Source organism: Billgrantia pellis, from assembly GCF_008297955.1.
In the GTDB taxonomy this organism is placed as follows: Bacteria; Pseudomonadota; Gammaproteobacteria; order Pseudomonadales; family Halomonadaceae; genus Halomonas; species Halomonas pellis.
This window is the reverse complement of the sequence record NZ_VTPY01000001.1, coordinates 410,668-432,214: the sequence shown is the minus strand read 5'-3', so window position 1 is coordinate 432,214 and position 21,547 is coordinate 410,668. Positions and strand designations below refer to the sequence as shown.

23 protein-coding genes are annotated in these 21,547 nt (G+C 62.4%); 11 read left to right on the top strand and 12 right to left on the bottom strand.

What is annotated here, in order from left to right:
- The 7 genes from fliL (at position 1) to fliR (ending at position 4,431) form a co-directional block, all read left to right on the top strand.
- Positions 1-477: a flagellar basal body-associated protein FliL gene (fliL, locus tag F0A17_RS02160; RefSeq protein ID WP_149326684.1), complete on the top strand. Its 477-nt coding sequence runs from the start codon at positions 1-3 to the stop codon at positions 475-477.
- Positions 478-493: 16 nt separating this feature from the next.
- Entirely contained in the window at positions 494-1,540 is a 1,047-nt protein-coding gene (gene fliM, locus F0A17_RS02155; RefSeq protein WP_149326683.1) for a flagellar motor switch protein FliM, read from the top strand.
- Positions 1,533-2,105, top strand: coding sequence for a flagellar motor switch protein FliN (fliN, locus tag F0A17_RS02150; protein WP_149326682.1), 573 nt, complete (start codon positions 1,533-1,535; stop codon positions 2,103-2,105). Before fliM ends, fliN begins: the two co-directional genes overlap by 8 nt.
- Positions 2,102-2,539 carry a flagellar biosynthetic protein FliO gene (gene fliO / locus F0A17_RS02145; protein WP_149326681.1) on the top strand — a complete coding sequence of 146 codons (438 nt, stop codon included), beginning with the start codon at positions 2,102-2,104 and terminating at the stop codon, positions 2,537-2,539. The genes fliN and fliO overlap by 4 nt, the downstream gene beginning before the upstream one ends.
- A gap of 38 nt (positions 2,540-2,577) precedes the next feature.
- Entirely contained in the window at positions 2,578-3,297 is a 720-nt protein-coding gene (fliP, locus tag F0A17_RS02140) for a flagellar type III secretion system pore protein FliP (protein WP_323849402.1), read from the top strand.
- A 65-nt stretch (positions 3,298-3,362) separates the two neighbouring features.
- On the top strand, positions 3,363-3,632 hold the full coding sequence (gene fliQ / locus F0A17_RS02135; protein ID WP_149326679.1) for a flagellar biosynthesis protein FliQ: 270 nt from the start codon (positions 3,363-3,365) through the stop codon (positions 3,630-3,632).
- 7 nt (positions 3,633-3,639) lie between these two features.
- Positions 3,640-4,431 carry a flagellar biosynthetic protein FliR gene (fliR, locus tag F0A17_RS02130; protein ID WP_149326678.1) on the top strand — a complete coding sequence of 264 codons (792 nt, stop codon included), beginning with the start codon at positions 3,640-3,642 and terminating at the stop codon, positions 4,429-4,431.
- A 144-nt stretch (positions 4,432-4,575) separates the two neighbouring features.
- On the opposite strand, the gene flgL is transcribed toward fliR, so the two are convergent.
- From flgL to flgB, 11 genes are all read right to left on the bottom strand, one after another.
- Complete coding sequence (gene flgL / locus F0A17_RS02125; protein WP_149326677.1) at positions 4,576-5,865, bottom strand: flagellar hook-associated protein FlgL; 1,290 nt, start codon at positions 5,863-5,865, stop codon at positions 4,576-4,578.
- 20 nt (positions 5,866-5,885) lie between these two features.
- Positions 5,886-7,826 (bottom strand): flagellar hook-associated protein FlgK, encoded by a 1,941-nt coding sequence (gene flgK, locus F0A17_RS02120; RefSeq protein WP_149326969.1) that lies wholly within the window; start codon positions 7,824-7,826, stop codon positions 5,886-5,888.
- A 104-nt stretch (positions 7,827-7,930) separates the two neighbouring features.
- Positions 7,931-9,058 (bottom strand): flagellar assembly peptidoglycan hydrolase FlgJ, encoded by a 1,128-nt coding sequence (gene flgJ / locus F0A17_RS02115; protein ID WP_149326676.1) that lies wholly within the window; start codon positions 9,056-9,058, stop codon positions 7,931-7,933.
- Positions 9,058-10,212 carry a flagellar basal body P-ring protein FlgI gene (locus F0A17_RS02110; RefSeq protein ID WP_228716774.1) on the bottom strand — a complete coding sequence of 385 codons (1,155 nt, stop codon included), beginning with the start codon at positions 10,210-10,212 and terminating at the stop codon, positions 9,058-9,060. Before F0A17_RS02110 ends, flgJ begins: the two co-directional genes overlap by 1 nt.
- A 26-nt stretch (positions 10,213-10,238) precedes the next feature.
- Positions 10,239-10,925, bottom strand: coding sequence for a flagellar basal body L-ring protein FlgH (locus tag F0A17_RS02105; protein ID WP_228716795.1), 687 nt, complete (start codon positions 10,923-10,925; stop codon positions 10,239-10,241).
- A gap of 64 nt (positions 10,926-10,989) precedes the next feature.
- Positions 10,990-11,772, bottom strand: coding sequence for a flagellar basal-body rod protein FlgG (gene flgG / locus F0A17_RS02100; RefSeq protein WP_149326674.1), 783 nt, complete (start codon positions 11,770-11,772; stop codon positions 10,990-10,992).
- A gap of 26 nt (positions 11,773-11,798) precedes the next feature.
- Complete coding sequence (locus F0A17_RS02095) at positions 11,799-12,551, bottom strand: flagellar basal body rod protein FlgF (protein WP_149326673.1); 753 nt, start codon at positions 12,549-12,551, stop codon at positions 11,799-11,801.
- Positions 12,552-12,571: 20 nt separating this feature from the next.
- Complete coding sequence (locus F0A17_RS02090; protein WP_149326672.1) at positions 12,572-14,119, bottom strand: flagellar hook protein FlgE; 1,548 nt, start codon at positions 14,117-14,119, stop codon at positions 12,572-12,574.
- A gap of 69 nt (positions 14,120-14,188) precedes the next feature.
- Positions 14,189-14,881: a flagellar hook assembly protein FlgD gene (gene flgD, locus F0A17_RS02085; RefSeq protein WP_149326671.1), complete on the bottom strand. Its 693-nt coding sequence runs from the start codon at positions 14,879-14,881 to the stop codon at positions 14,189-14,191.
- Between the two features lie 2 nt (positions 14,882-14,883).
- Positions 14,884-15,291 (bottom strand): flagellar basal body rod protein FlgC, encoded by a 408-nt coding sequence (flgC, locus tag F0A17_RS02080; RefSeq protein ID WP_149326670.1) that lies wholly within the window; start codon positions 15,289-15,291, stop codon positions 14,884-14,886.
- Between the two features lie 37 nt (positions 15,292-15,328).
- Positions 15,329-15,742 carry a flagellar basal body rod protein FlgB gene (gene flgB, locus F0A17_RS02075; RefSeq protein ID WP_149326669.1) on the bottom strand — a complete coding sequence of 138 codons (414 nt, stop codon included), beginning with the start codon at positions 15,740-15,742 and terminating at the stop codon, positions 15,329-15,331.
- A 179-nt stretch (positions 15,743-15,921) separates the two neighbouring features.
- Between flgB and flgA the strand changes: the two genes are divergently transcribed.
- The 3 genes from flgA to F0A17_RS02060 all read left to right on the top strand — a co-directional run bounded on the left by flgA (position 15,922) and on the right by F0A17_RS02060 (position 17,483).
- Positions 15,922-16,626: a flagellar basal body P-ring formation chaperone FlgA gene (gene flgA, locus F0A17_RS02070; RefSeq protein ID WP_149326668.1), complete on the top strand. Its 705-nt coding sequence runs from the start codon at positions 15,922-15,924 to the stop codon at positions 16,624-16,626.
- Positions 16,627-16,755: 129 nt separating this feature from the next.
- The gene (gene flgM, locus F0A17_RS02065; protein WP_228716773.1) at positions 16,756-17,037 is read left to right on the top strand and encodes a flagellar biosynthesis anti-sigma factor FlgM; all 282 of its coding nucleotides are present in this window, start codon (positions 16,756-16,758) and stop codon (positions 17,035-17,037) included.
- Entirely contained in the window at positions 17,034-17,483 is a 450-nt protein-coding gene (locus tag F0A17_RS02060; RefSeq protein WP_149326667.1) for a flagella synthesis protein FlgN, read from the top strand. Before flgM ends, F0A17_RS02060 begins: the two co-directional genes overlap by 4 nt.
- A gap of 31 nt (positions 17,484-17,514) precedes the next feature.
- On the opposite strand, the gene F0A17_RS02055 is transcribed toward F0A17_RS02060, so the two are convergent.
- Positions 17,515-19,524: a sensor domain-containing diguanylate cyclase gene (locus F0A17_RS02055; protein ID WP_149326666.1), complete on the bottom strand. Its 2,010-nt coding sequence runs from the start codon at positions 19,522-19,524 to the stop codon at positions 17,515-17,517.
- Between the two features lie 276 nt (positions 19,525-19,800).
- Here F0A17_RS02055 and F0A17_RS02050 point away from each other — a divergent pair, with 276 nt between their 5' ends.
- Positions 19,801-21,546 (top strand): putative bifunctional diguanylate cyclase/phosphodiesterase, encoded by a 1,746-nt coding sequence (locus tag F0A17_RS02050; protein ID WP_149326665.1) that lies wholly within the window; start codon positions 19,801-19,803, stop codon positions 21,544-21,546.
- Position 21,547 lies beyond the last annotated feature (1 nt).

Genomic DNA, 21,547 nt, shown 5'->3' with positions numbered 1-21,547 from the left:
ATGGCGAAATCGACGCGTGGCTCCTCCAAGCTCCTGTGGCTGATGATACTGCTGGTACTGCTCTCCACGGGCGCGGCCACAGCAGCGATCTACATGGTCATGAGCGACCGCAACGGGGATGCCGAAGGCAGCGCCCAGACGCAGCAGTTGGAGCGTCAAACGCCGATCTTCGTCAAGATCGATCCGTTCACGGTCAACCTGGCCGATGACAGCTACGGCTCGCGCCTGCTCTATACCGGCATCTCGCTCAAGGTCGGCAGCGACGAGACCCGCACCATTCTCACCGAGCACATGCCGCAGGTCCGCAGCCGCCTGCTGATGCTGTTCTCCGGCAAGCAGGCCAGCGAGCTGACCTCGCCGGAAGGCAAGCGTCGTCTGAGCGAGGAGGTCATCGCCACGCTGGCCGAGCCGCTGACCGAGCCTCAGCCGCCCCTGGAGGTCCAGGACGTGCTGTTTACCGAGTTCATCGTGCAATAACGGGTCCCAGGCCATCATGTCTCAAGACGATCTGCTATCGCAGGATGAGATCGACGCCCTCCTCAAGGGAGTCAGCGGCGACGACGAGCCCGTTGCGCGAAGCGGCGACGAGTCTCGCGTTCGTCCTTACGATCCGGCGACCCAGCACCGTGTGATCCGCGAGCGCCTTCAGGCGCTGGACATCATCAACGAGCGCTTTGCCCGGCACTTCCGCATGGGGCTGTTCAATTTGCTCCGCCGCAGCGCCGACATTACCGTCGATTCGGTGCGCTACCTGAGCTATAGCGAATTTTCTCGCAACGTGCCGGTGCCGACCAATATCAACATCATCGGCATGAAGCCGCTGCGCGGTTCGGCGTTGATCGTGTTCCCGCCCAATCTGGTCTTCATGGTGGTGGACAACTTGTTCGGTGGCGATGGACGCTTTCTTACCAAGTCGGAAGGCCGCGAGTTCACCAATACCGAACAGCGCATCATTCAGCGTTTGCTGAATCTGGCCATCGACGCCTACGAGGAGTCATGGAAGTCGGTGTATCCGCTCCAGATTCACTACCTGCGTTCGGAAATGCAGTCGAAATTCGCCAATATCACCAATTCGCCCAACGAGATCGTGGTCAACACGAACTTCAACATCGAGGTCGGCAATCTGACCAGCAGTTTTCAGATCTGCATTCCCTACTCGATGATCGAGCCGCTGCGCGATCTGCTGGCCAACCCGCATAGCGATGGTCATCACGATAATGACGGCTCCTGGACCAAGCGAATGGCCGGCGAGATTCGCCGTTCCGAAGTGGAGCTGGTGGCCAATTTCACCGACATTCCGACCTGCATCGCGCATGTCATGGCGCTCAAGGTGGGCGACGTATTGCCCCTGGAGCTACCCGAAACCGTTACTGCCAGTGTCGATGGCGTTCCCGTGATGGAGTGCGACTACGGCAGCCAGCACGAGCAGCGCGCGCTGCGTGTCATCCGCATCATCGATCATGGTGCGCAAAACCCGGTGTCCAAGGACGCCTTTATCAAGGGCGCAGCGCCTCAAGCCAAGGAATCCAAGCATGACTGATCCCAAGAAACCCGATCAGAACGTTTCCGACGACGATTGGGCCGCCGCCATGTCGGAGCAGAGCCGCCACGAGCCCGCTGCAGACGACGACCCTTGGGCGGAGGCCATGGCCGAACAAGAAGCGGCCGAGGCCGCCGCGGACGGTTCCAGCGATGACGATCCCTGGGCGGAAGCCTTGGCCGAACAAGAAGCCGTCGAAGCCGCGGCTGACGAAACGCCCTCAAGCGCGCCGTCCCCCGCGCCGAAATCCGCGGGTGATCGCATCTTCCGTCCCCTCGACAAGGGCAAGGAGAGCGGCGTTGCACGCGACCTCGAAATGATCATGGACATCCCGGTCAAGCTGACCGTGGAATTGGGCCGTACCAAGCTGACCATCAAGCAGTTGCTGGAGCTCGCCCAAGGCTCGGTCGTTGAACTCGATGGTCTGGCCGGCGAACCGATGGACATCCTGATCAACGGTTATCTGATCGCCCAGGGCGAAGTGGTCGTGGTCGACGACAAGTACGGCATCCGCATCACCGAGATCATCACCCCCTCCGAGCGGGTGCAGAAACTGAACCGATGAGCGATACCTCCTCTACCGAGACGTCCGTCGCAGGGCTCGAGGCGCTGGCCGGCGGCGACAGCCTGGTGGGCATGGCCACTCTGGGCAAGACGGCCGCCGCCCTGGCGCTGGTCATCGTGATCATCCTGGTCTGCACGGCACTCCTCCGCCGCTGGGGGCCGCAGCGCCGTGTCGCCGGCGGACACTTGCAGATCGTCGCCAGCACACCGCTGGGTAATCGCGAGCGGCTGGTGATCGTCGAGGTCGAGGGCACCTGGCTGGTGCTCGGTGTAGGGAACGGTCAGATCGGCAAGTTGCACGAGCTTCCTGCCCCACCCGATCAGGGTAACGCCGCGAGCAGCGAGCTGCCGCAGGGAGAGCGCTTCGCTGCACGTTTCGCCCGTGCCTTGAAGCAGAATGCCGGCCTGGGAGGCCCCGGGCGGGGTAGTTCATGAACCCACGTGCGTCTTCTTCCTTCGCCCTCGGCCTGCTGATGGCGGTGGCGCTGGCCCTGATGCCGCTGGATGCCATCGCCCAGCAGTTGCCCGGCATCGTCAGCCGACCGCTCGACGACGGCGGCCAGCAATGGTCGCTCTCGCTCCAGACGCTGCTGCTGCTCAGTTCACTGGCCTTCCTGCCGGCCGCCTTGCTGATGATGACCAGCTTCACTCGGATCATCATCGTGCTCAGCCTGCTGCGCACCGCCATCGGCACTCAGTCCACACCGCCCAACCAAGTGCTGCTCGGCCTGGCGCTGTTTCTTACGTTCTTCATCATGTCGCCGGTGATCGGCCTGGTCTACGAAACCGCCTGGGTACCGCTGACCGCCGAAGAGATCAATTTCGAAGAGTTCCTGGCGTTGGCCCAGGAGCCGTTCCGCGAGTTCATGCTGGCACAGACCCGCGAGAATGACCTGGCGCTGTTCGCTCGCCTGGGCGACGTGGGCCCGATGCAGGGCCCCGAAGATGTGCCGCTGCGCATCCTGGTACCCTCCTTCGTCACCAGCGAACTCAAGACCGCCTTCCAGATCGGCTTCACCATCTTCATCCCGTTCCTGATCATCGATCTGGTCGTGGCCAGCACGCTGATGTCGCTGGGCATGATGATGGTCCCCCCGGCCACGATCTCGCTGCCCTTCAAGCTGATGCTGTTCGTGTTGGTGGATGGCTGGCAGCTGATCGTTGGGTCGCTTTCGGAAAGTTTCTTCATCTAGTCGATGCGCTAGCGGCCGCACGCCGCAACCGATACGGCCGCTCCATGCGCGGCGAGGAGTCAACGATGACACCGGAAACGGTCATGGCAATCGCCTACCAGGGCATGCGGGTCACCCTCTTCCTGGCCGGACCGCTGCTGATTACCGCCCTGCTGACGGGCCTCCTCGTCAGCCTGTTCCAGGCGGCCACACAGATCAACGAGATGACACTCTCCTTTATCCCCAAGATTCTCGGGGTCTTTACCGTACTGGTATTGGCCGGACCTTGGCTGCTGAAACTGATCACCGATTTCACACGCAACCTCATCACCGGCATCCCCGGCATGCTGATGTGAACCGCTCATGGTCGAGGTGACCTTCGCCCAACTGCAGGGCTGGCTGGTGGCCCTGCTCTGGCCTTTCGTACGCATTCTCGCCTTCTTCGCCGCCGCCCCGCTGTGGAGTCACTCCAGCGTTCCCAGACAGGCAAAGCTCGGACTCGCCCTGCTGGTGGCGATCGTCGTTGCGCCGGTGTTGCCGCCCATGCCCGATGTCCCCGTCATGTCGTGGGCGGGCCTGGGCATCATGGTGGAACAGATGCTGATAGGCATCGCCATGGGGCTGGTCATGCAGGTGATATTTGCCGTCGTACAGGCCGCCGGCGAATTCATCGGCCTGCAGATGGGGCTGGCCTTCGCCACCTTCTTCGATGCCAGCAGCGGTACCAACAGCATGATCCTCTCACGGGTCCTCTATATGATCGCGCTGCTGCTGTTCCTCGCTCTCGGAGGCCACCTGATGATACTGGAGGCCCTGGTAATGAGCTTTCACAGCTTGCCCGTGGGTATCGGCGCCTTCAATCCGGCGGCTTTCGAGATGCTGGCACGCTACGGTGGCACCATCTTCGTTGCCGGCATGTCGCTGGCCCTGCCGCTGGTCGGCTCGCTGCTGATCCTCAACCTGGCCATGGGCATTCTCAACCGCTCCGCTCCTCAGCTGACGGTCTTCAATATCGGGTTTCCCATGACGCTCACCATCGGTCTCGTTCTGCTGATGGTGTTGATGACCGATCTTTCCGGCTTCCTGCATCGCCTGTTCAGCAGCGGCATTCATTTTCTTTATCAGCTCATCGAGGCCATGGCGCCTCTCACTTGAACCGCGGGTCTTTTCCGACACGAGCGATAAAAAAACCGCCCCGGCAAGCCGGAGCGGCGAAAAGAGACCAGGCCGAAGGCCGGCTAGGTCTGCAGGGAACCGGAGTAGAGAAAACGCTTCGACGGCATCCCTGCCAGGAATTTTTTACAGAAAGTTGAACAACGACATCCCCTTCACGTCGACAAAGGCCTTCTGGGCGGCCTGCAATCCCACCTGACGCAGACTGTATTCGGAAATTGCCTGGGCGTAGTCGAGATCCACCAGGTCGGAGAGCGTTTGCTCGTAGTTCATCATGCGATTGCCGGCTACGGCATCGACCACGTCCAACTCGTTGAGGCGCGCGCCCATGGAGGCACGCACGGTGAGTACGTTGTCCAGGCTGTTGTCGAGCTCGCGCATTGCCGTATTGAGGGTGTTGCGGAAATGAGCGCGGTTCTCGGCGGTGTCCTCCTGGTCCATCTCCAACAGATCGATGGCGTCTTTGAGGGTCTTGAACAGATCCTGGTTGGCGCCCTCGTCATCGGCGGGACGCACGTGAATCTGGTCACCGCCCTCGGGTTCACCCTCGAGCGTGATGCTGATCCCACCGAAGCTGACGGTCTTGCCGGATTCGTAAGGCTGGTCATAGATCAATTCGTCGGGATCATCGGGGTTCGCGACCTGAACTCGAATCTCACCACCCTCTTCGTTGAAGTTGATGGTAAATGGCTTGCCGAAATGCTCGGCATTCGGATCCACGCGGTTCGGCCCGCTGGTAAACGTTACCGAGCCCGCGTTGGCGTAATACCCGTCTTGAACGCCTAGACCGTTCGGCTCCGCCGGCGCACTTTCGCGCTCCGCCCGCGCCACATAGCCGGCGCCGGAAGGCACGCTCTGGAAGATAGTAATGCCGTTGTCGGATACCGGCATCAACCGTGAGGCGTCGATACGCTGCTCGCGTGTGTTGCCGTCACCCATGTACGTCGTACCCGACACCCCCTCACCGCTGGTACGGGCGAAGGGCGCCGCGTCATCGCTATAGCCGCCGAACAGGTAACGACCGTTGCCGTCGGTGGCGTTGGCCTGTCCTATCAAGGTTTCGTAGACGCTGCGCAGTTCGGAGGCGATCGATTGGCGGTCGACATCGCTCAGCGTATCGCTTGCCGCCTGGATCAGCAGCGTCTTGGCGCTGGTGATACCGTCGGCCACGCCGTTGACCACGCTCTCGGCCTGGCCCAGTGTGTTGCGAGCCGTGACCCGAGCATCGGCATATTGCTGTGTGATCGCCTTCGCCTGGCCGACCCCCACCGCCCTCGAGGAGGCCTGGGGATCGTCGGAGGGATTGACCACCCGACGGCCGCTGGCGATCTGCTGGCTGACCTTGAGGAAGTCGCTCTGCTGCCGGTTCATGGATGCCACGCTCTGATCGAACATGGTCACGGTGCTGATACGCATCGTACTGGACTCCCTTCGAATCAGTTACGCAGGCCGAGAATGGTGTCGAACAGCGATGACGCTGTATCGATCACCTTGGCGTTGGCCATGTAAAATTGCTGGTAGCGGATCAGGTTGGCCGCTTCCTCATCAAGATTGACGCCGGATTCGGACTGCTGTACCGCCTTGAGTTGATCGGTGAGCCCTTGGCGCGCATCGAGATTCACCTTGACGATATTGGTTTGGTTGCCCACATCGCTGATCATGCCGGCGTAGGCTTGGCTGAAGGATGCACGCCCCCCCACCAGTGCCTCGCTCTGCAAATTCTGCAATGCCAGGGCATTGCGGTTGTCGCCCGTGGCAGCAATGACATTCTGGGTGACCGTCAACGACGCCGTTTCATCTTCGCCAGGAAGCTCATCAAGCGTGAAAGTAATACCATCAATAACAACGGTTGCCCCGACAGGCAGTTTATCCGTAGACGCATCGAAGAGTTCACCATTCACCCGAATCGTTGCCGCAGGTGTCAGTGCCAACGTACCTTCCGAGTCCACTTCTAGCTGATATTTCTTACTATTGGAAAAAGCCCCTGACGATACACTTAGATCGCTAACAGGCAAATCGCCCGAACTTTTGAAGGAATGAAGCGCGTCGCCTTCTTCGCTCCCATATCCCCCATCACCCGCCGCGATCTTGTCCAGATCGCTGATCTGCAACTCGAAACCGGCTGCGGCTCGACGCACCGGCTGCACCTCGAAACGATCACCGGCCGCCGGCGTGCCGTTGAATTCGAGCGTCATGCCACCAAAGCTAAGCGTCGAGGAGTCGACGTCCCAGTCCACCTCGTTGGCCGGCACGGCCTGGCCGTTATCCTTGCGAATCACCTGCGGCTCACCACCGGTGAAGCGTACCGTGTAATCGGTAGCACGCAGTCGATCAATGTTCGTTTCATCGAAGCTGGCCGCCGTTACCTCCACCCCGCTGCTGTTATGCGAGTGGGAGAAGGCCTGGGGCTGGCCGATGCTGAAAAAGTCTTCGCCCTGATTGCCATCGAGATCCACGCCCTTATGGTGCTGCTCGTTGAAGCTCACCGCCAGCGACACCGCCAGTTGGCCGATCTGGTTCTGCGTCCTGTCGAGGGTTTCGGCCCGGAAGGTCATCAACCCGCCCAGGGTGCCGCCCTGGATGGTGTCTTCCGACAGCGCTACCAGGTTGCTGCCGGAATCGCGATAGCCCAATACGGTACGCTGCGGATCGTTAGGCGCACGCATCGTTTCGAGCTTGTAGTGGTTGGTGCCCGATACCAACGGCTGGCCGTTGGGCAGGCTGATGTTGTAGCTCTTGCCATCCTGGATGTTCAAGCGAATGTCCATGCGCTCGCTGAGCTCATGCACCAGTTGGTCGCGCTGATTGAGCAGGCTGTTGGGCGCCTCGCCGCTACGGGCTCGCGCCAGTGCGATCTCGCGATTCAGCGTCGCCATCTGCTCGGTCATGTTGTTGATCTGGGTGACTTCGTCCTTTATCTGCCCGTTGATGCCCTCTTGCATATCTTGCAGGTAGCCGTCGAAGGCACGGAACTGAGCGGTCAGCGTGTTGGCCGCCCCCAGCACACCCTGACGTGCGGCCGGGTCGGACGGCGCACCGGCCAGGTCTTCCAGCGAGGAGAAGAAATTCTGCATCAACGGCGCCAGCCCCGCTTCGCGATCGGCGAGCAGGTTGTCGATCTGGCTGATCTGGTTACCGTAGGCTTCCAGCGCACGGGAGGCACTGGTCGCGGCGTTGAGCTGCGAGGCCACGTACTGGTTGTACTGACGCTGAATATCGTTGACCTGCACCCCGGCATCGGCACGGCTCTGGCCAAGAATGGTCAGCTCCCGGTTATAACCGGGCGTGTAGACGTTGCTGATGTTGTTGCCGGTAGTGTTCAGCGCGTTCTGGGCGGCATTCAAACCGCTCAGGCCGACGGAAAATAGGATGCTCATGGTATCGTTTCCTTTCGCCAATGTCCGTTATATCGGCCTGACCTCGAAAACCTTTAGGCAAGCACTGCCAAAAAGACGGCGCGGTCGAATCACTGTGTCAGAAATCAGTAGTGGAAAAAGACCAGCGAATCGCCGCGCGGCTGCCCCATCGGTCCCATGCTGTTCATCATCGCAATCAGCTTGTCGGCATAAGCCGGGTCGGTGGCATAGCCGCCCGCCTGCAAGGCGCGGGCGGCCTGCTCAGCGTTACCGGCAGTCGTCACTTCCGCATAACGGGGGTTGTCGCCGATCAGGCGGGCATAGTCGGTGAAAGCTTCCTCATAGGAGCCGTAGACCCGGAACGTATCGACGACGCGCGTACGCTGTCCGCCAATGTATTCGTGGGTCGTGACGTCCGTGGTCCTGCCGTTCCAGTTCTTACCTGCCTTGATGCCGAACAGGTTGTAGCTGTTGCCACCGTCGGCCGTGGGAATCTCACGACGTCCCCAGCCGGTTTCCAGTGCCGCCTGCGCCAGGATCAGTTCGGCCGGAACCCCGGTGCGACGGCTCGCCGCCTGGGCGGGCGCTTCGAGGCGTTTCATGAAGCGCTCCACCTGCTCGCCTCGCTCGCCGGTCGCCCGGGCGCTGTCAGTCGGAATGGACGTGGATGGGCTGGAGAGGGCTGCCGTGCCATTGACCGAGGCCGATGCCGGTGGTGTGGCATCGACGGCTGCCATGAAGCCGCCCCGCACGGTCTCGAGTTCGTCGAGGAAATTGGCCGGCGCCGCCGCCCCAGGGGGTGCATCCCCTTTCTCGGCTTGGCGACTTGACGCTTCATCGGTCGATTCGGGTTGCAACGCATCCCTCAGTACACGTGGCGTGCCACGCGGTATGCCGGCAATGAGTTCACCCAGCTCGCGATCCGCGACATTGCCCTGCGCACGACTGACACCGGTCTGCTGCTCCAACTGGGCCATCAAGTGATCGGCCAGGCCGATGCCCCGGCCCGCCATGGTCTGGGCCCACTGCTGATCGAGCATCGACTGGTAGAACTCGGTCTGCTGGCTGTCGAGCAATCCATCGCCGGGACTGGCATCGCGCATGCTCTTGAGCATCGTCTGCAACAATAGCGCCTCGAACTGCTGAGCGGCCTGCTTCAGCCCGCTGGCAGGATCCTGGCGAGCGGTATGTTTGAGACGCTCGAGCCCCTGCACGTCGAGGGCGAACTGGCCGCTGACCTCCTGCATGCTCATCAAATCACCTCCAGGTCGGCCCGCAGCGAGCCGGAAGCTTTGAGCGCCTCGAGGATGGCCATCAGGTCACTGGGCGTGGCACCAAGCGCATTGAGCGCATTGACCACATCCACGAGATCGGCCCCCTCGACCACGCGCAGGTAGGCATCCTGCTCTTGAATCTCGATCTCGGTATCGGGTACCACCACCGTTTCCCCTTCGCCGAAGGGCGCCGGCTGACTGACCATGAACCGTGGATCGATCACGATGGAAAGGTTGCCATGAGCGACCGCCGCGCGATGCAGCTTGACCGCGCTGTTCATGACGACCGACCCCGTACGGGCGTTGAACACCACCCTGGCCGACGCTTCCGTGGGCGTGACCTGGATGTTCTCCACCTGGGCCATGAAGTTGACCCGGGAATTGGCATTCATCGGCCCGTCGAGGGCAATGACGCGACCGTTCATCGCCGCCGCCACCGGGCGGCCGAATTCGTTGTTGATGGCGTTGACCACGCGCTGTACCGTGCCGAAATCGGACTCCTTCAACTCCAGCTCGAGCAGCCCGCCATTGCTCCCCAGATCGAGCGGTACTTCACGCTCCACCATGGCACCGCCGGCGATGCGCCCGCCGGCCAACTGATTGACCTGTACCGAAGCGCCTCCCGCCTCCGCCCCGGCCCCACCGACCAGCAAGTTGCCCTGGGCGATGGCATAGGTGTCGCCATCGGCCCCCTTGAGTGGCGTCATCAGCAGCGTACCGCCACGCAGACTGCGAGCGTTGCCGATCGAAGAGACGTTGACGTCCAACCGCTGCCCAGGACGCGAGAAAGGCGGCAGGTCGGCCGTTACCATCACCGCGGCCACGTTGCGCAACTGCATGTTGGTACCCGGCGGCACGGTAATGCCGAGCTGCGACAGCATGTTGGTCAAGCTCTGTCCCGTGAAGGGCGCCTGCATGGTCTGGTCGCCCGTGCCGTCGAGGCCGACCACCAGGCCATAGCCGACCAACTGGTTGTCTCGCACCCCGGCAAAGTTGGCTATTTCGCGGATGCGTTCGGCTTGCGCCGGCAGTGCCAGCACCAGCGCCAGTACCAAAAGCACCGGCCGTGTCACCCAGCGCTTGCGGGCTATTGGCCGGGTCAATGTCTGGGTAAGCGTCTTGAAGAACGTCATTCGTGCGCCTCGGTATGCGGTCATCGTCAGAAAGGCGATACGTTGAGGAAGAACCGCTGCAGCCAACCCATGTGCTGCGCCTCGCTGATGTAGCCGTTGCCCACGTACTCGATGCGCGCATCGGCCACGGCCGTGGAGGGCACGGTGTTCTGTCCGGTGATGGCGCGCGGTGCCACCACACCGGAGAAGCGAATGAACTCCACGCCTTGATTGATGCCGATCTGCTTTTCGCCACGTACCCGCAGGTTGCCGTTGTGCATCACTTCCAGCACGGAAACGGTAATGGTGCCAGTGAAGCTGTTGTTGGCCTGGGAGCCGCCGCCACCGGAAAAGCCGGTATCGCCAGCGGCAGAGATATCGAAACCCAGGTTGGCCAGTGCAGCCAGCGCATCGGACTGCTGGTCGAAACTCAGGCCGGCGGAGGCGCTACGATCCGCATTGGAGCGAGAGTTCTTGCTGGCGCTGACCTGCTCGTCGAGCACAATCGTGAGAATGTCGCCCACCATGCGCGGGCGACGGTCCTCGAACAGCGGCTGGGAGCCGCGGTGGGCTTGATAAATGGCGCCGTTGGCCAGCCGCGGCGGCGGCTCGACGACATTGATCTGCTCCTGTTCGCCAACCACCGAGGCGCGCGGCACCTGGGCGCATCCCCCCAGGGCCAGCATCATGATGGCGAGAAGCGCCACGGCCAGGCGCAAGGCCGAACAACCCATACCTTTCATTCTCACTCGCTTCCGGCCATACCGTTGTGGCTCAGGCTGGTTTATCTGGGGGCGATCAGAGCTGGCTCAGGCGAGCCAGCATCTCGTCGCTGGTCTGCACGGCCCGGCTGTTGATTTCGTAGGCACGCTGGGTCTGAATCATGTTGACCATCTCCTCCACCACGTTGACGTTGGAGGTTTCGACGTACCCCTGGAAGAGTCGACCGGCGCCCATCATGCCCGGCATGGTCTCGTTGCGCGGTCCCGAGGAGGTCGTTTCCACATAGAGGTTGCCACCGATGCTCTCGAGCCCGGTCGGGTTGACGAAGGTGGAGATGGTGATCTGGCCCACTTCCAGCGCCTGGTTCACGCCGGGCTGGGTCACCGAGACGATCCCGTCCTCGCCGATCGAAATGGACAGGGCGTTGTCGGGAATGATGATGGCGGGTTCCAGCGGATAACCGTTGGCCGTCACCATCTGGCCGTTTTCGTTGAGCTGGAAGCTGCCATCACGCGTGTAAGCGGTATTGCCATCCGGCATCAGCACCTGGAAGAAGCCGTTGCCGTTGATCGCCAGGTCACGCGAGTTCTCGGTATGCTCCAGCCCGCCCTGAGAGTGGAGACGCTCGGTGGCCACCGGGCGTACGCCGGTACCCACCTGCATGCCCGACGGCAACCGATTCTGCACATCGTTCTGCGCACCCGGCTGGCGCAGGTTCTGATACAGCAGGTCCTCGAACACCGCACGCGAACGCTTGAAGCCGTTGGTGCTGACGTTGGCCAGGTTGTTGGAGATGACGTCCAGCTTGACCTGCTGGGATTCGAGGCCGGTCTTGGCCGTCCACAATGACTTGATCATCGGTAGTTTTCCTTACGCTCGAAGCATCAACCCTGGAGAGACAAGAGGTTATTGGCCCGCTGGGCGTTCTCGTCCGCGGTACTGATCACCTTCATCTGCATTTCGTAGCGGCGGCCCACGTCGATCATCGCGACCATGGCCTCGACCGCGCTCACGTTGCTGCCTTCGAGTGCACCACTGGCGACCCGGGCGTTCTCGTCGGCTTGCAGTGCCGCCACCTCGCCTTCGGCATTGGGAGGCAGGCGAAACAGGCCGTCGTCACCCCGCTGCAGGGTCTGCTCGGGCGTGACGAGCTTGAGACGGCCCACGTCCACCAGGGCTTCGGGCCCCTCTCCTTCCCCGATGGCGCTCAAGGTCCCATCGGCGCCCACCGAGACGCTGGAACCCAGCGGCACGATGATCGGGCCGCCCTCACCGATCACCGGGCGCCCCAGCACGGTCACCAGGCCGTCGCCATCGACTTCCAGATCGCCGCGACGGGTATAGGCCTCGGTGCCGTCGGGTGCCTGGACGGCGAGCCAGGCACCGCCCTCCATGGCCACGTCCAGCCCGCGTCCGGTGCGCGTGATGGGCCCCGCGCTGAAGTCGCTGCCCGGCGTGGAAGCCGCCACGGAAACGCGAGTGGGCAAACCGTCGCCCTGCACCGGCACGGCGCGCATGGCATGCAGCTGGGCACGGAAGCCGCTGGTCGAGACGTTCGACAGGTTGTGGCTGACCACGGCCTGCTGATCCATGCTCTGCTTGGCCCCGCTCATGGCGGTATAGAGGATGCGATCCATGACTCGGCTACCCTATTCGCTTAGCGCAGGTTGATGACGGTCTGCAGGAGTTCGTCCTGGGTCTTGATCGTCTGCGAGTTGGCCTGGTAGGCCCGCTGCGCCACGATCATGTTGACCAGCTCGCCCGCCATGTCGACGTTGGACGTTTCAATCGCATTCGAGATGATGCCGCCCAGCATGCCGGTACCCGGCGCCCCGATCAGTTCCTGGCCGGAGGCTTGGGTGGCCGTCCAAAGGTTATCGCCCGCGGGGTTCAAGCCCTCTGGGTTGCGGAAATTGACCAGGGCGATTTGGCCCTGCGGGCGCGACTGTTCATTGGAGTAGTTGCGCATCACGGTGCCATCTTCCTCAATGGTAATGCCCACCAGAGCCCCCGAGGTGTAGCCGTTCTGTGTCAGGCTGCTGGTGGTGGAGGCATTACCGAACTGGGTGGAACCCGCGGGGTCGTAATTGAAGACCAGCGGCTCGCCGCCATTGTCGATATCGAAGGCAATTTCCTTCCGCTGGCCGCTCTCCAGCGCGTTGAAGGCGGCGACCCAGGCGGTTTCGGCGCTATCTCTGGCATCCTCAGCTGTGGTCAGCTCCCCTTCGGCAGTCGTCAGCTCCGTTTGGGCAAGATCACGGGCCGCCTCGGCATCATCCCTCGCCTCCTCCGCTGCAGTATATTCAGGGTCACTCGGATCCATGGCATCAAGCGTAGCCTGAGCTTCCTCTAGTTCGGCCTGACGCTGATCGCGCTGGGACTGGGCCGCGTCGCGTACCTGCTCGGCGCTCAGCACGTCGGCCTGGGCCGCCTGATAGGTGTCCTGGGCGGTGAGATAGTCGCCGTCAATCTCGCGCACGCCGACCAGGCCGCCGTTGGCATTGAACTCCATCAGGAAGTCGTTGGCCGGGTCATAGGCGCCATCGGCCACGACCTTGGCCTGCCAGACGTTCTGGCTCTCGGGGCCGCCGACCTTTTCGTAATAAACCGTGGCGTTCACTGGGTTGCCCAGGGAATCGTATACGGTGAAGTTATTGGCGTAGTGGTAGTTGATGATCTCACCACTGGCGAGCTCGGTGCTGTTGAGATCGCTGCCGGACACCTCGCGGGAATCCAGGTTGAAGGTCACGTTGACGTTGGTAGTGGCGCGGGCCGGCATGTCTTCGGCGTCGACGGTCAGCGCTACCGGCTGCCCGCCCACCTGCACCGCTCCCTGGGCATTGAGACCGTAGCCCATGATCTGCGCGCCTTGGGCGTTGATCAGCTCGCCGCTTGCCGTCATGGTGAGTTGGCCGTTGCGCGAGTATGCGATTTCACCGTTAGGCTGCTGATAGCGGAAGAACCCCTCGCCGGCCACCGCCAGGTCCAGGTTGCGGCCGGTGGATTCGATGTTGCCTTCTTTGAAGTTCTGCAGCACGGTCGACACTTGAGTGCCCAGGCCGACCTTGGAGTTGGCGAACACGTCGGAGAACTGGACGTTGGAGCCCTTGAAACCCACCGTCTGGGAGTTGGCGATGTTGTTGCCGATCGTCCCCAGTCGCTGCGACTGGGCGTTCAAACCACTCAATGCTTGTGAAAAGCTCATGCTTCGTTCCTCTGCCTACCGGCTGAAATGCTGCTTTCGCGGTTCTCTTAGGAAAATCGGTGTCATGCGTTACAGAATCTGCTTGACCTCGCCGAGGCCGACCTGACCGTACACGGCGCCCAGATCGAGCCTGACCCCACCGTTCTCGTCGGGCGGGGTCACCCCGCCGACCACGGCATAGTTGAGCGTGGTGGCTTTCACCGTCTTGTCGCCGCTGGTGGCTTCCACGCGAACCTCGTAAGCGCCCGAAACGGCCGCCTCGCCTTCACTGTTCATGCCATCCCAGGTGAAGGATTCCACCCCGGCCTGGACCGGCCCGATGTCGTAGCGGTTTATCACCTGACCGCTGGCGTTGGAGATGGTCACCCGAACGTTCTCGGCGGACTGCTCGAGCTCGATGCCGAACGGCGTGGTGTGCACCTCACCCTCTTCACCCTGCTCCAGCAGGACGCGGTTGCCTGGCACCAGCACGCCTTTTCCGATCAGGCCGGTCGCCTGCAGGGTCTGGCCGGCGTTCATCTGGTCGGTGATGCCGGCGAGTGTCTCGTTGAGCTGCTCGATGCCGCTGACGGTATTGATCTGCGCCAGTTGGCTGGTCATCTCATGGTTGTCCATCGGCTTGAGCGGGTCTTGGTTCTGCAACTGCGTAATCAGCAGGGTCATGAAATTATTGCGCAGCTCGGCGGACTGGCTGGCATCACGAGCCCCCGGGCCGCCCTGATTCACCCGCGAGGCGACATTCGAATCGATAGTGGTCGACATGATCAGCCCTCACCCAAGGTCAGCGTCTTGAGCATCATCTGCTTGCTGGTGTTCATGACTTCCACGTTGGCCTGATAGGAGCGGGAGGCCGAGATCATGTTGACCATTTCGTGTACCGGCTCGACGTTGGGCATGGAGACATAGCCCTCCTCGTTGGCCAGCGGATGCTCCGGGCGGTATTCCAGCCTCAGCGGCGCCGGGTCCTCGACCACTTCGCGCACACCGACGCCGCCAATGCCGCGCCCGCCCTGCAGGCGAGATTCGAACAGCACCTGCTTGGCGCGATAGGCCTCGCCGTCAGGTCCGGCCACGCTGTCGGCATTGGCCAGGTTGCTGGCGGTGACGTTCATGCGCTGTGACTGCGCGCTCATGGCCGAGCCGGCAATATCGAACACGGAAAACATCGACATGGTACGATCCCTCTCTCTTCAGCTTCAGCCGTTCGGGTTATTCCGGCTGCATGGCATTCTTGAGCCCCTGGATGCGGCGATTGAGAATGGTCAATGCCGCCTGATAGCGAACCGAGTTGTCGGCGAACTGGGTGCGCTCACGGTCCATATCCACGGTATTGCCGTCCAGGCTGGGCTGATCCGGCACGCGATAGAGCAACTCCTGGCGCGGGGAGGCAAGGCCCTGGCCGGCCAGGTGGCGATCGGAGGTACGTGCCAGCGCGAGCCCTTCCCCCCCCGCGCCCCCGTGCTCGACCGCCTTCTTGAGTTCACTGGCGAAATCGATGTCGCGCGCCTTGTAGTTGGGCGTATCGGCGTTGGCGATATTGCTGGCCAGCACCTTGTGGCGCTCCTGACGCAGTCCCAGCGCTTGCTGGTGAAAATTAAAGGCGGCCTCGAGCTGGTCGATCATGCCGGCACTCCCGTGCGAAACCAGATGAAAACATGCGGAACTTCTTGAGGGTGCAGAATAGCGAGAGGGCCGTCACCTCAATGGCACGAACAGACAGGTTTTCCAGGTTCATTTCCACTCTTTCGCTGACGGCTCGAGCGCTAGAATCCCGCCATCACCTCAATGCGGGACTCCGTCTCATGCTTGCCGTCCGCTCCGCCCCTCACCTATTGCCCATGCTCTGGCTCGCCCTTGCGAGCTTACTGGCGGTACCGGCAGGGCACGCGGCCGACGATGATGCCATGCTCGAAGCCGTGCATGCCTTCCTGCATCGCGAGGCACAGGTGCTGGGTGACGAACTGATCATCGAATTACGTCCCCCGTCGGCCCGGCTGCCGGCGTGCGAATCGCCCGCCCCCTTCCTGACCCGCCCGGGCGACGTTCCTTTGGGGCGGATATCGGTCGGCGTTCGCTGCGGCAGCGAGGGTCGCCAGGTACGCTATCTGCAGGCCGACGTCGGCGTCATCGGCGATTACCCGGTACTCGCTCGCTCGTTACAGCCCGGTGAGACCGTTCGCCGCGACGATCTCATGATGCAGCAAGGCAACCTGGCGGAGCTGCCGAACCGTAGCGTGATCGATATCGAGAATATCGTCGGCCAGGCCGCCACGCGGGCGATCGAACCCGGCCAGCCTCTTCAGGAGCACTTTTTCCGCAGCCTGCCGCTGGTGGAGCGTAACCAACGCGTCGTGATCGAAGCCCGGGGACAAGGTTTTCGCATCGAGCGCGAAGGCCAAGCGCTGGAACCAGGTGCACTGGGCGACAGGATCCGTGCACGTTTCGATTCACGCGAGATGGTAACGGCGAGGGTGGTGGGCGACGGCAGGCTGGCCGTCGATTTCTGAGCCCGCCCGATCCGCATCGAGGAAGGCGTCGGTGCTTCCATGCGAATGGACGCGCGCCCTATTTTTTGCCTAAAGTTCCCTGCAAGGCTGCCGATAAGGTGGGAAAGCACCGGTCATGAGGCCAATATTGTGAAGATCAACAGCCAGAACCCCCTGCCCCGCCCCTCCCCGACGACATCACGGGAAGAGGCCCAGCCGGTCAAGGGTCCCGCCCCGGCTCACCAGAAGGATGCCGGTCCAGGCGCCACGACGCACTTGCGTCATGGTGCTGCCGACGCTTCGCGCGACATCGACACGGCCAGGGTGGCGGAAATTCGCGAAGCGATTCGCGAAGGGCGCCTGGAAATCCGCGCCGAGCGGATCGCCGATGCCCTCATCGAGTCGCTGGCAGCGGAGACGCGTGACACATGAGCCTGCTCAAGTTGCTTCGGGAGCAGCAACAGCGCCTGCACGACCTTACCCAGCTGCTGCAGCAGGAACGCAACCTGCTGGCCAGCGCCGACATGGGCGGCCAGGCATTGACCGACCTGGCCACGCATAAGCAGGAATTGCTGGCCAAGCTGGAAGCGACGGAAGCGATGCGCCAACGTGTCCAGCGTCGCCTCGGCTATGCCGAAGGTACCGTCGGGGCGCGCCAGGCCGCCATGGAAGCCGGCTGCCTGGAAGCCTGGGACTCGACGCTCGAGCTGACCCGCGAAGCCCGTCGCCTCAACACGCTGAACGGCGAACTGGTCGGCCTGCGCATGGCGCAGAACAGCCGCCTGCTCGACTTCATTCATCAAGCGGCCGAAAAGACCGTCTATCGCGCCAGCGGCCGCGTGGCAGCCCAGTCAGGCCGGTTCAACGCCTCAGTCTAGATTCGACCGTTTCGGCAACGCATCGAGCCGGTTACCAGAGCGAGTCGATCAGATCGTCATCCGGGGCGGCCAGGACCACCGTATTTCGCCCGTCTGCCTTGGCCTGGTAGCTCGCCGCGTCGGCACGGGCCAGTATTGTCTCGATGGCATCGTCGCCGTCCTGCAGAGAGGTGACTCCCATGCTCAAGGTAATGCTGTAGACCTTGCCCTCATGGGCCACCGTGACCACCGAGACCACGCGACGCAGGGATTCGGCGATTTCACCTGCCTGCTTGAGCGTGCAGCTGGGTAATAACACGGCGAACTCGTCGCCACCCTGTCGCGCGACATGGTCGCTGCGACGCACTTCCCACGCGACCACCTGAGCGATCCGCCTCAGCATTTCGTCGCCCAAGGCATGCCCTCCCGCGTCGTTGATCGGCTTGAAATGATCGAGATCGAACAGGATCAGCACGGAAGGCGTCCCTGTCTTGGCATATTCCGCCAAGGCCTCCTCCAGCCGACGCTCGAAACCGCGCCGGTTGAGCAGGCCGGTCAGAGGATCGTGCTCCGCCTCCCAGCGCCGCAGAGCCTCCTGCTGGCGGCGTTCGGTGATGTCCTTGACCATACCGACGAACCCAAGCGGCTGCTCGTTGCCACGCACCTGGCTGGCATGCACCTCCAGCCACAGCGTCACATCGCCAGGGTGCCGAAAGCGCACTTGCCGCATGAAGTCATTACCGGTCAACAGGGTATGACGCCACATGTCCTCGGTACCTGGGCGGTCGTCGGGATGGACGCGTCCCCACCAGTCGCGTCCGCGAAAAGCGGCATCCAAGCCCAGCAGATCAAGCAGGGACGGATTCATGTAATTGAGTCGTCCGTCGAGATCGGCCACGAACATACCGATGGGCGTCGACCCCAGTACCGCGTCGAGAAAGGCTTGTCGATCGCGTAGATGGTTCAATGCCGCCAAGCGTTCGTGCTCGAGTCGGTTGAAGCTGCCTGCGACCTGACGTAACTCATGCATGTTGGTCGACAACTCGAGGTAGCGCCGCTTGCCTTCGCCGACTTGGGCGATCTGGCGTTCGAGCCGATGCAACGGCTTCAGCAGGCGACTGACCAGCCAGCGCATGCTGATCATCAGCATGACGGCCAGGGTGAGCCAGGCCCACCATAGTCTGCCGAGGAAATCGGCCAGCGGTGCCCGAACCTGCCGCTGGGGCAGGGCCACCTTGACGATCCAGCCGGCCGGCCAGATCTGGCGGTAGGACATCAGGGTGGGGGCGCCATCGATACTGGTGGCGACGGTTTCGCCCTGCCAGCCCACCAGGGCGAGATCGAGTGTCTCATCGTCATCGGCATCAGCATCGCTGGGGCCTCGCGAGAACTTGCTTCGCGGATGAAACAAGCGGTCTCCCGTCGCGGTGAAGACCGATACGTAGCCCAGCTCACCGAGACGCGTGCTCTCCAGCCGCCGAAACAGACCGCCACGGGTTAGATTGATCATGCCGCCCACGACACCGGCAAAACCACCCGTCTCGTCGAAGCGCGGCACCAGCATGAGAACCAGCGCATCGCTGCTCGCTCTGCCGACAAACGGCTGGCTGACGTAGGGCCAGGGGGCGCTGCGAACCATGCGGAAATACTCTGTCTGCGACGTATCGAGACCGGTCCGCCCTGGCACGACGGGCCAATCGGCCAGCACGCTCCCCTCCGGCCCCGTTACCATCAAGCCTTCGAACCACTCCATCAGGACCTGATGGCTCGCCAGACGCTCTTGCAGCTCACCCGACGCCATGCCGCGCAGGCTCTGCTCGAGACGTTCCAAGGAACGCAGCCGGCGATTGATCTGCTCGGTCAGGTCGTCCGCGATCAGTCGCGATTCGTAGCGCAGGTGGGCGAGATTGACATCATCGACCAGCGTCTTGCCGAACCACCAGGCCAGCATCAGCACGACGCCGACGATCACCAGCCAGGTTCCGGCCAGGCCGGCCAGCAATCGCCCCTGAAGGGAGCAGAGGGAGCGGGCCAACGACGCAATACGAGCCGGTGCTTGCAATGAGTTCCCCTTCGGTCGAGGTGGATAGCGATCCCGGTTGCCGATAGGCATAGGGATATGATCGCCTTCCCCTGGCGACCCATGAGGAAACATGGGAGTTAACCGCAATATCGGCAGCCAAGGTGATGAACTTGAATCCCTGGCGTGCATCCAACCATGTTACCGAACATCACACTGCGCCACGTCAACGGAGAAGCAAGAAACGGCTAAAGTCTGTGCCATGCAGGACGATATTGGCTATGCGGGTCCTATCCTATTTTTTGCGACAGCGAATCGATGAACCAAGGCAAACACCCTGCGGGTGACAGCATCCAAGCCATTGCCCAGCACCCGGCCCGGCTCGCTCAGCGCGCCTTCGAGCAGAGCCATGCGGGCGTGGTCATCACCGATGCCGATGGCGTCATCGTACTGGCGAACAACGCATTCTGCGCTATTGCCGGCTGCGATCGGGCTGAAACCGTTGGTTGGCCGATCGCTCATTTCTATACGTCACTGCGCACCCGGCCCGAACCGATCGAGGATGACCAGAGCCGCCAGGAGCGAGAAACGCCCTCCTGGCAGCAGGAGGTTCTGTGTCGTCGCGATGACGGCGAGTCGATGCCGGTCCTGATGATGGTCGACGCGCTGCTCGACGAAGAGCGTCGCCCCCAATACTACCTGCATACCTTCATCCTGCTGACATCTCCCGAAGGTGGACGCACCGGCAGTCGTCACTGGATCCACGTCGATCCGATGACGGGTCTGCCTAACTGGCTGCTGCTGCGCGACCGACTCAATCATGCCATCGCCCAGGCCGAGCGGGCCGACAGCACGCTGGCTCTGCTGTTCATCGACATCGACCGCTTCAAGGCGATCAACGATGCGGTCGGCCACATCGAAGGCGATCGCATGCTGGGAGAACTGGCCCAGCGCCTTCAGCGCGCAGTGCGCAGCAAGGACACGCTGGCCCGACTCGGCAGCGATCAGTTCGTGGTGCTGCTGGAGAAGGACGGCATCGCCGAAGCGGCCCAGATCGTCGCCGAGCGCCTTCAGGAAACGTTGGAACCGCCGTTCGTCTCCAGCGGTCGTTATCTGCTGATGTCGGCCTCGATCGGTATTGCGCTCTATCCCGACGATGCGCAGGACGAGGAGACACTGATCACGGCGGCGCGCAGCGCCATGTACACCGCGCGCAAGAAGGGGCCGGGACGGCTCGCCTTCGTCGACCACCGGCTGACGGCACGTCTCAAGGAAAAGCATCGCATCGAGAGCCTTCTCAGCGAGGCCATTCACTTGCCGGACCAGCATTTCCTGCTGCACTACCAACCCGAATTCGATCGCGCCTCAGGCCGCTGTACCGGACTCGAGTCGGTATTGCGCTGGAAGCAACCCAAGCGCTGGCACGAACCTCCCGGTGCCTATCTGGAGGTCATCGCGCAGCTTGGCCTTGGTGTCAGGCTCAACCGGTGGATGATTCAGGGCGTCATCAACGATCACCACCAATGGCGGGAAGACGGCTCACCGCTCGGCGAGCTACCCGTTGCGGTACCGCTCTGCGAATCCCACCTGGCACACGATACCTTCGATCGCCGCCCGCTCGATCACTTCCTGCGCCAACAGAGCACTGTCTCGTTCGACTGGCTGACGCTCAAGCTGCCCGGCCATGGCCTGGGCAGTCACCTCGACACGGCGACCCATATGCTCAAGCGAATCGAGCAACTCGGCATACGTCTCGCTGTCGACGACATCGGTGCCAGTCCCATCGATCTGGGTTGGCTCTCGCGATTACCGTTCACCAAAGCCACCATCGCCGTCGGATCGATCGTCCAGCGGCCAGGCGGTGAGCGCTTGATCGAAGCCTCTTGCCGCTTGCTGGAAGCACTGGACATCGAGGCCGTGATCGCAGGCGTGGACGACGCGGCCCTGGCCGCCCGGGTCGAAGGGGTATCCGCTCGGCTGATACAGGGCGACCTGTATTGCCCCGCGCTGCCCGCCGATGAACTCGGGGGTTGGCTGAGCGAACATAACGCTCCCTGCGATTGAG

Excerpts from the sequence above, each read along its gene's own strand:
- fliL (WP_149326684.1), top strand. The coding sequence starts at position 1 with ATGGCGAAATCGACGCGTGGCTCCTCCAAGCTCCTGTGGCTGATGATA.
- fliM (WP_149326683.1), top strand. The coding sequence starts at position 494 with ATGTCTCAAGACGATCTGCTATCGCAGGATGAGATCGACGCCCTCCTC.
- fliN (WP_149326682.1), top strand. The coding sequence starts at position 1,533 with ATGACTGATCCCAAGAAACCCGATCAGAACGTTTCCGACGACGATTGG.
- fliO (WP_149326681.1), top strand. The coding sequence starts at position 2,102 with ATGAGCGATACCTCCTCTACCGAGACGTCCGTCGCAGGGCTCGAGGCG.
- fliP (WP_323849402.1), top strand. The coding sequence starts at position 2,578 with ATGGCGGTGGCGCTGGCCCTGATGCCGCTGGATGCCATCGCCCAGCAG.
- fliQ (WP_149326679.1), top strand. The coding sequence starts at position 3,363 with ATGACACCGGAAACGGTCATGGCAATCGCCTACCAGGGCATGCGGGTC.
- fliR (WP_149326678.1), top strand. The coding sequence starts at position 3,640 with ATGGTCGAGGTGACCTTCGCCCAACTGCAGGGCTGGCTGGTGGCCCTG.
- flgL (WP_149326677.1), bottom strand. The coding sequence starts at position 5,865 with ATGCGTATCAGCACCGTGACCATGTTCGATCAGAGCGTGGCATCCATG.
- flgK (WP_149326969.1), bottom strand. The coding sequence starts at position 7,826 with ATGAGCATCCTATTTTCCGTCGGCCTGAGCGGTTTGAATGCCGCCCAG.
- flgJ (WP_149326676.1), bottom strand. The coding sequence starts at position 9,058 with ATGAGCATGCAGGAGGTCAGCGGCCAGTTCGCCCTCGACGTGCAGGGG.
- F0A17_RS02110 (WP_228716774.1), bottom strand. The coding sequence starts at position 10,212 with ATGACGTTCTTCAAGACGCTTACCCAGACATTGACCCGGCCAATAGCC.
- F0A17_RS02105 (WP_228716795.1), bottom strand. The coding sequence starts at position 10,925 with ATGGGTTGTTCGGCCTTGCGCCTGGCCGTGGCGCTTCTCGCCATCATG.
- flgG (WP_149326674.1), bottom strand. The coding sequence starts at position 11,772 with ATGATCAAGTCATTGTGGACGGCCAAGACCGGCCTCGAATCCCAGCAG.
- F0A17_RS02095 (WP_149326673.1), bottom strand. The coding sequence starts at position 12,551 with ATGGATCGCATCCTCTATACCGCCATGAGCGGGGCCAAGCAGAGCATG.
- F0A17_RS02090 (WP_149326672.1), bottom strand. The coding sequence starts at position 14,119 with ATGAGCTTTTCACAAGCATTGAGTGGTTTGAACGCCCAGTCGCAGCGA.
- flgD (WP_149326671.1), bottom strand. The coding sequence starts at position 14,881 with ATGTCGACCACTATCGATTCGAATGTCGCCTCGCGGGTGAATCAGGGC.
- flgC (WP_149326670.1), bottom strand. The coding sequence starts at position 15,291 with ATGTCGATGTTTTCCGTGTTCGATATTGCCGGCTCGGCCATGAGCGCG.
- flgB (WP_149326669.1), bottom strand. The coding sequence starts at position 15,742 with ATGATCGACCAGCTCGAGGCCGCCTTTAATTTTCACCAGCAAGCGCTG.
- flgA (WP_149326668.1), top strand. The coding sequence starts at position 15,922 with ATGCTTGCCGTCCGCTCCGCCCCTCACCTATTGCCCATGCTCTGGCTC.
- F0A17_RS02060 (WP_149326667.1), top strand. The coding sequence starts at position 17,034 with ATGAGCCTGCTCAAGTTGCTTCGGGAGCAGCAACAGCGCCTGCACGAC.
- F0A17_RS02050 (WP_149326665.1), top strand. The coding sequence starts at position 19,801 with ATGAACCAAGGCAAACACCCTGCGGGTGACAGCATCCAAGCCATTGCC.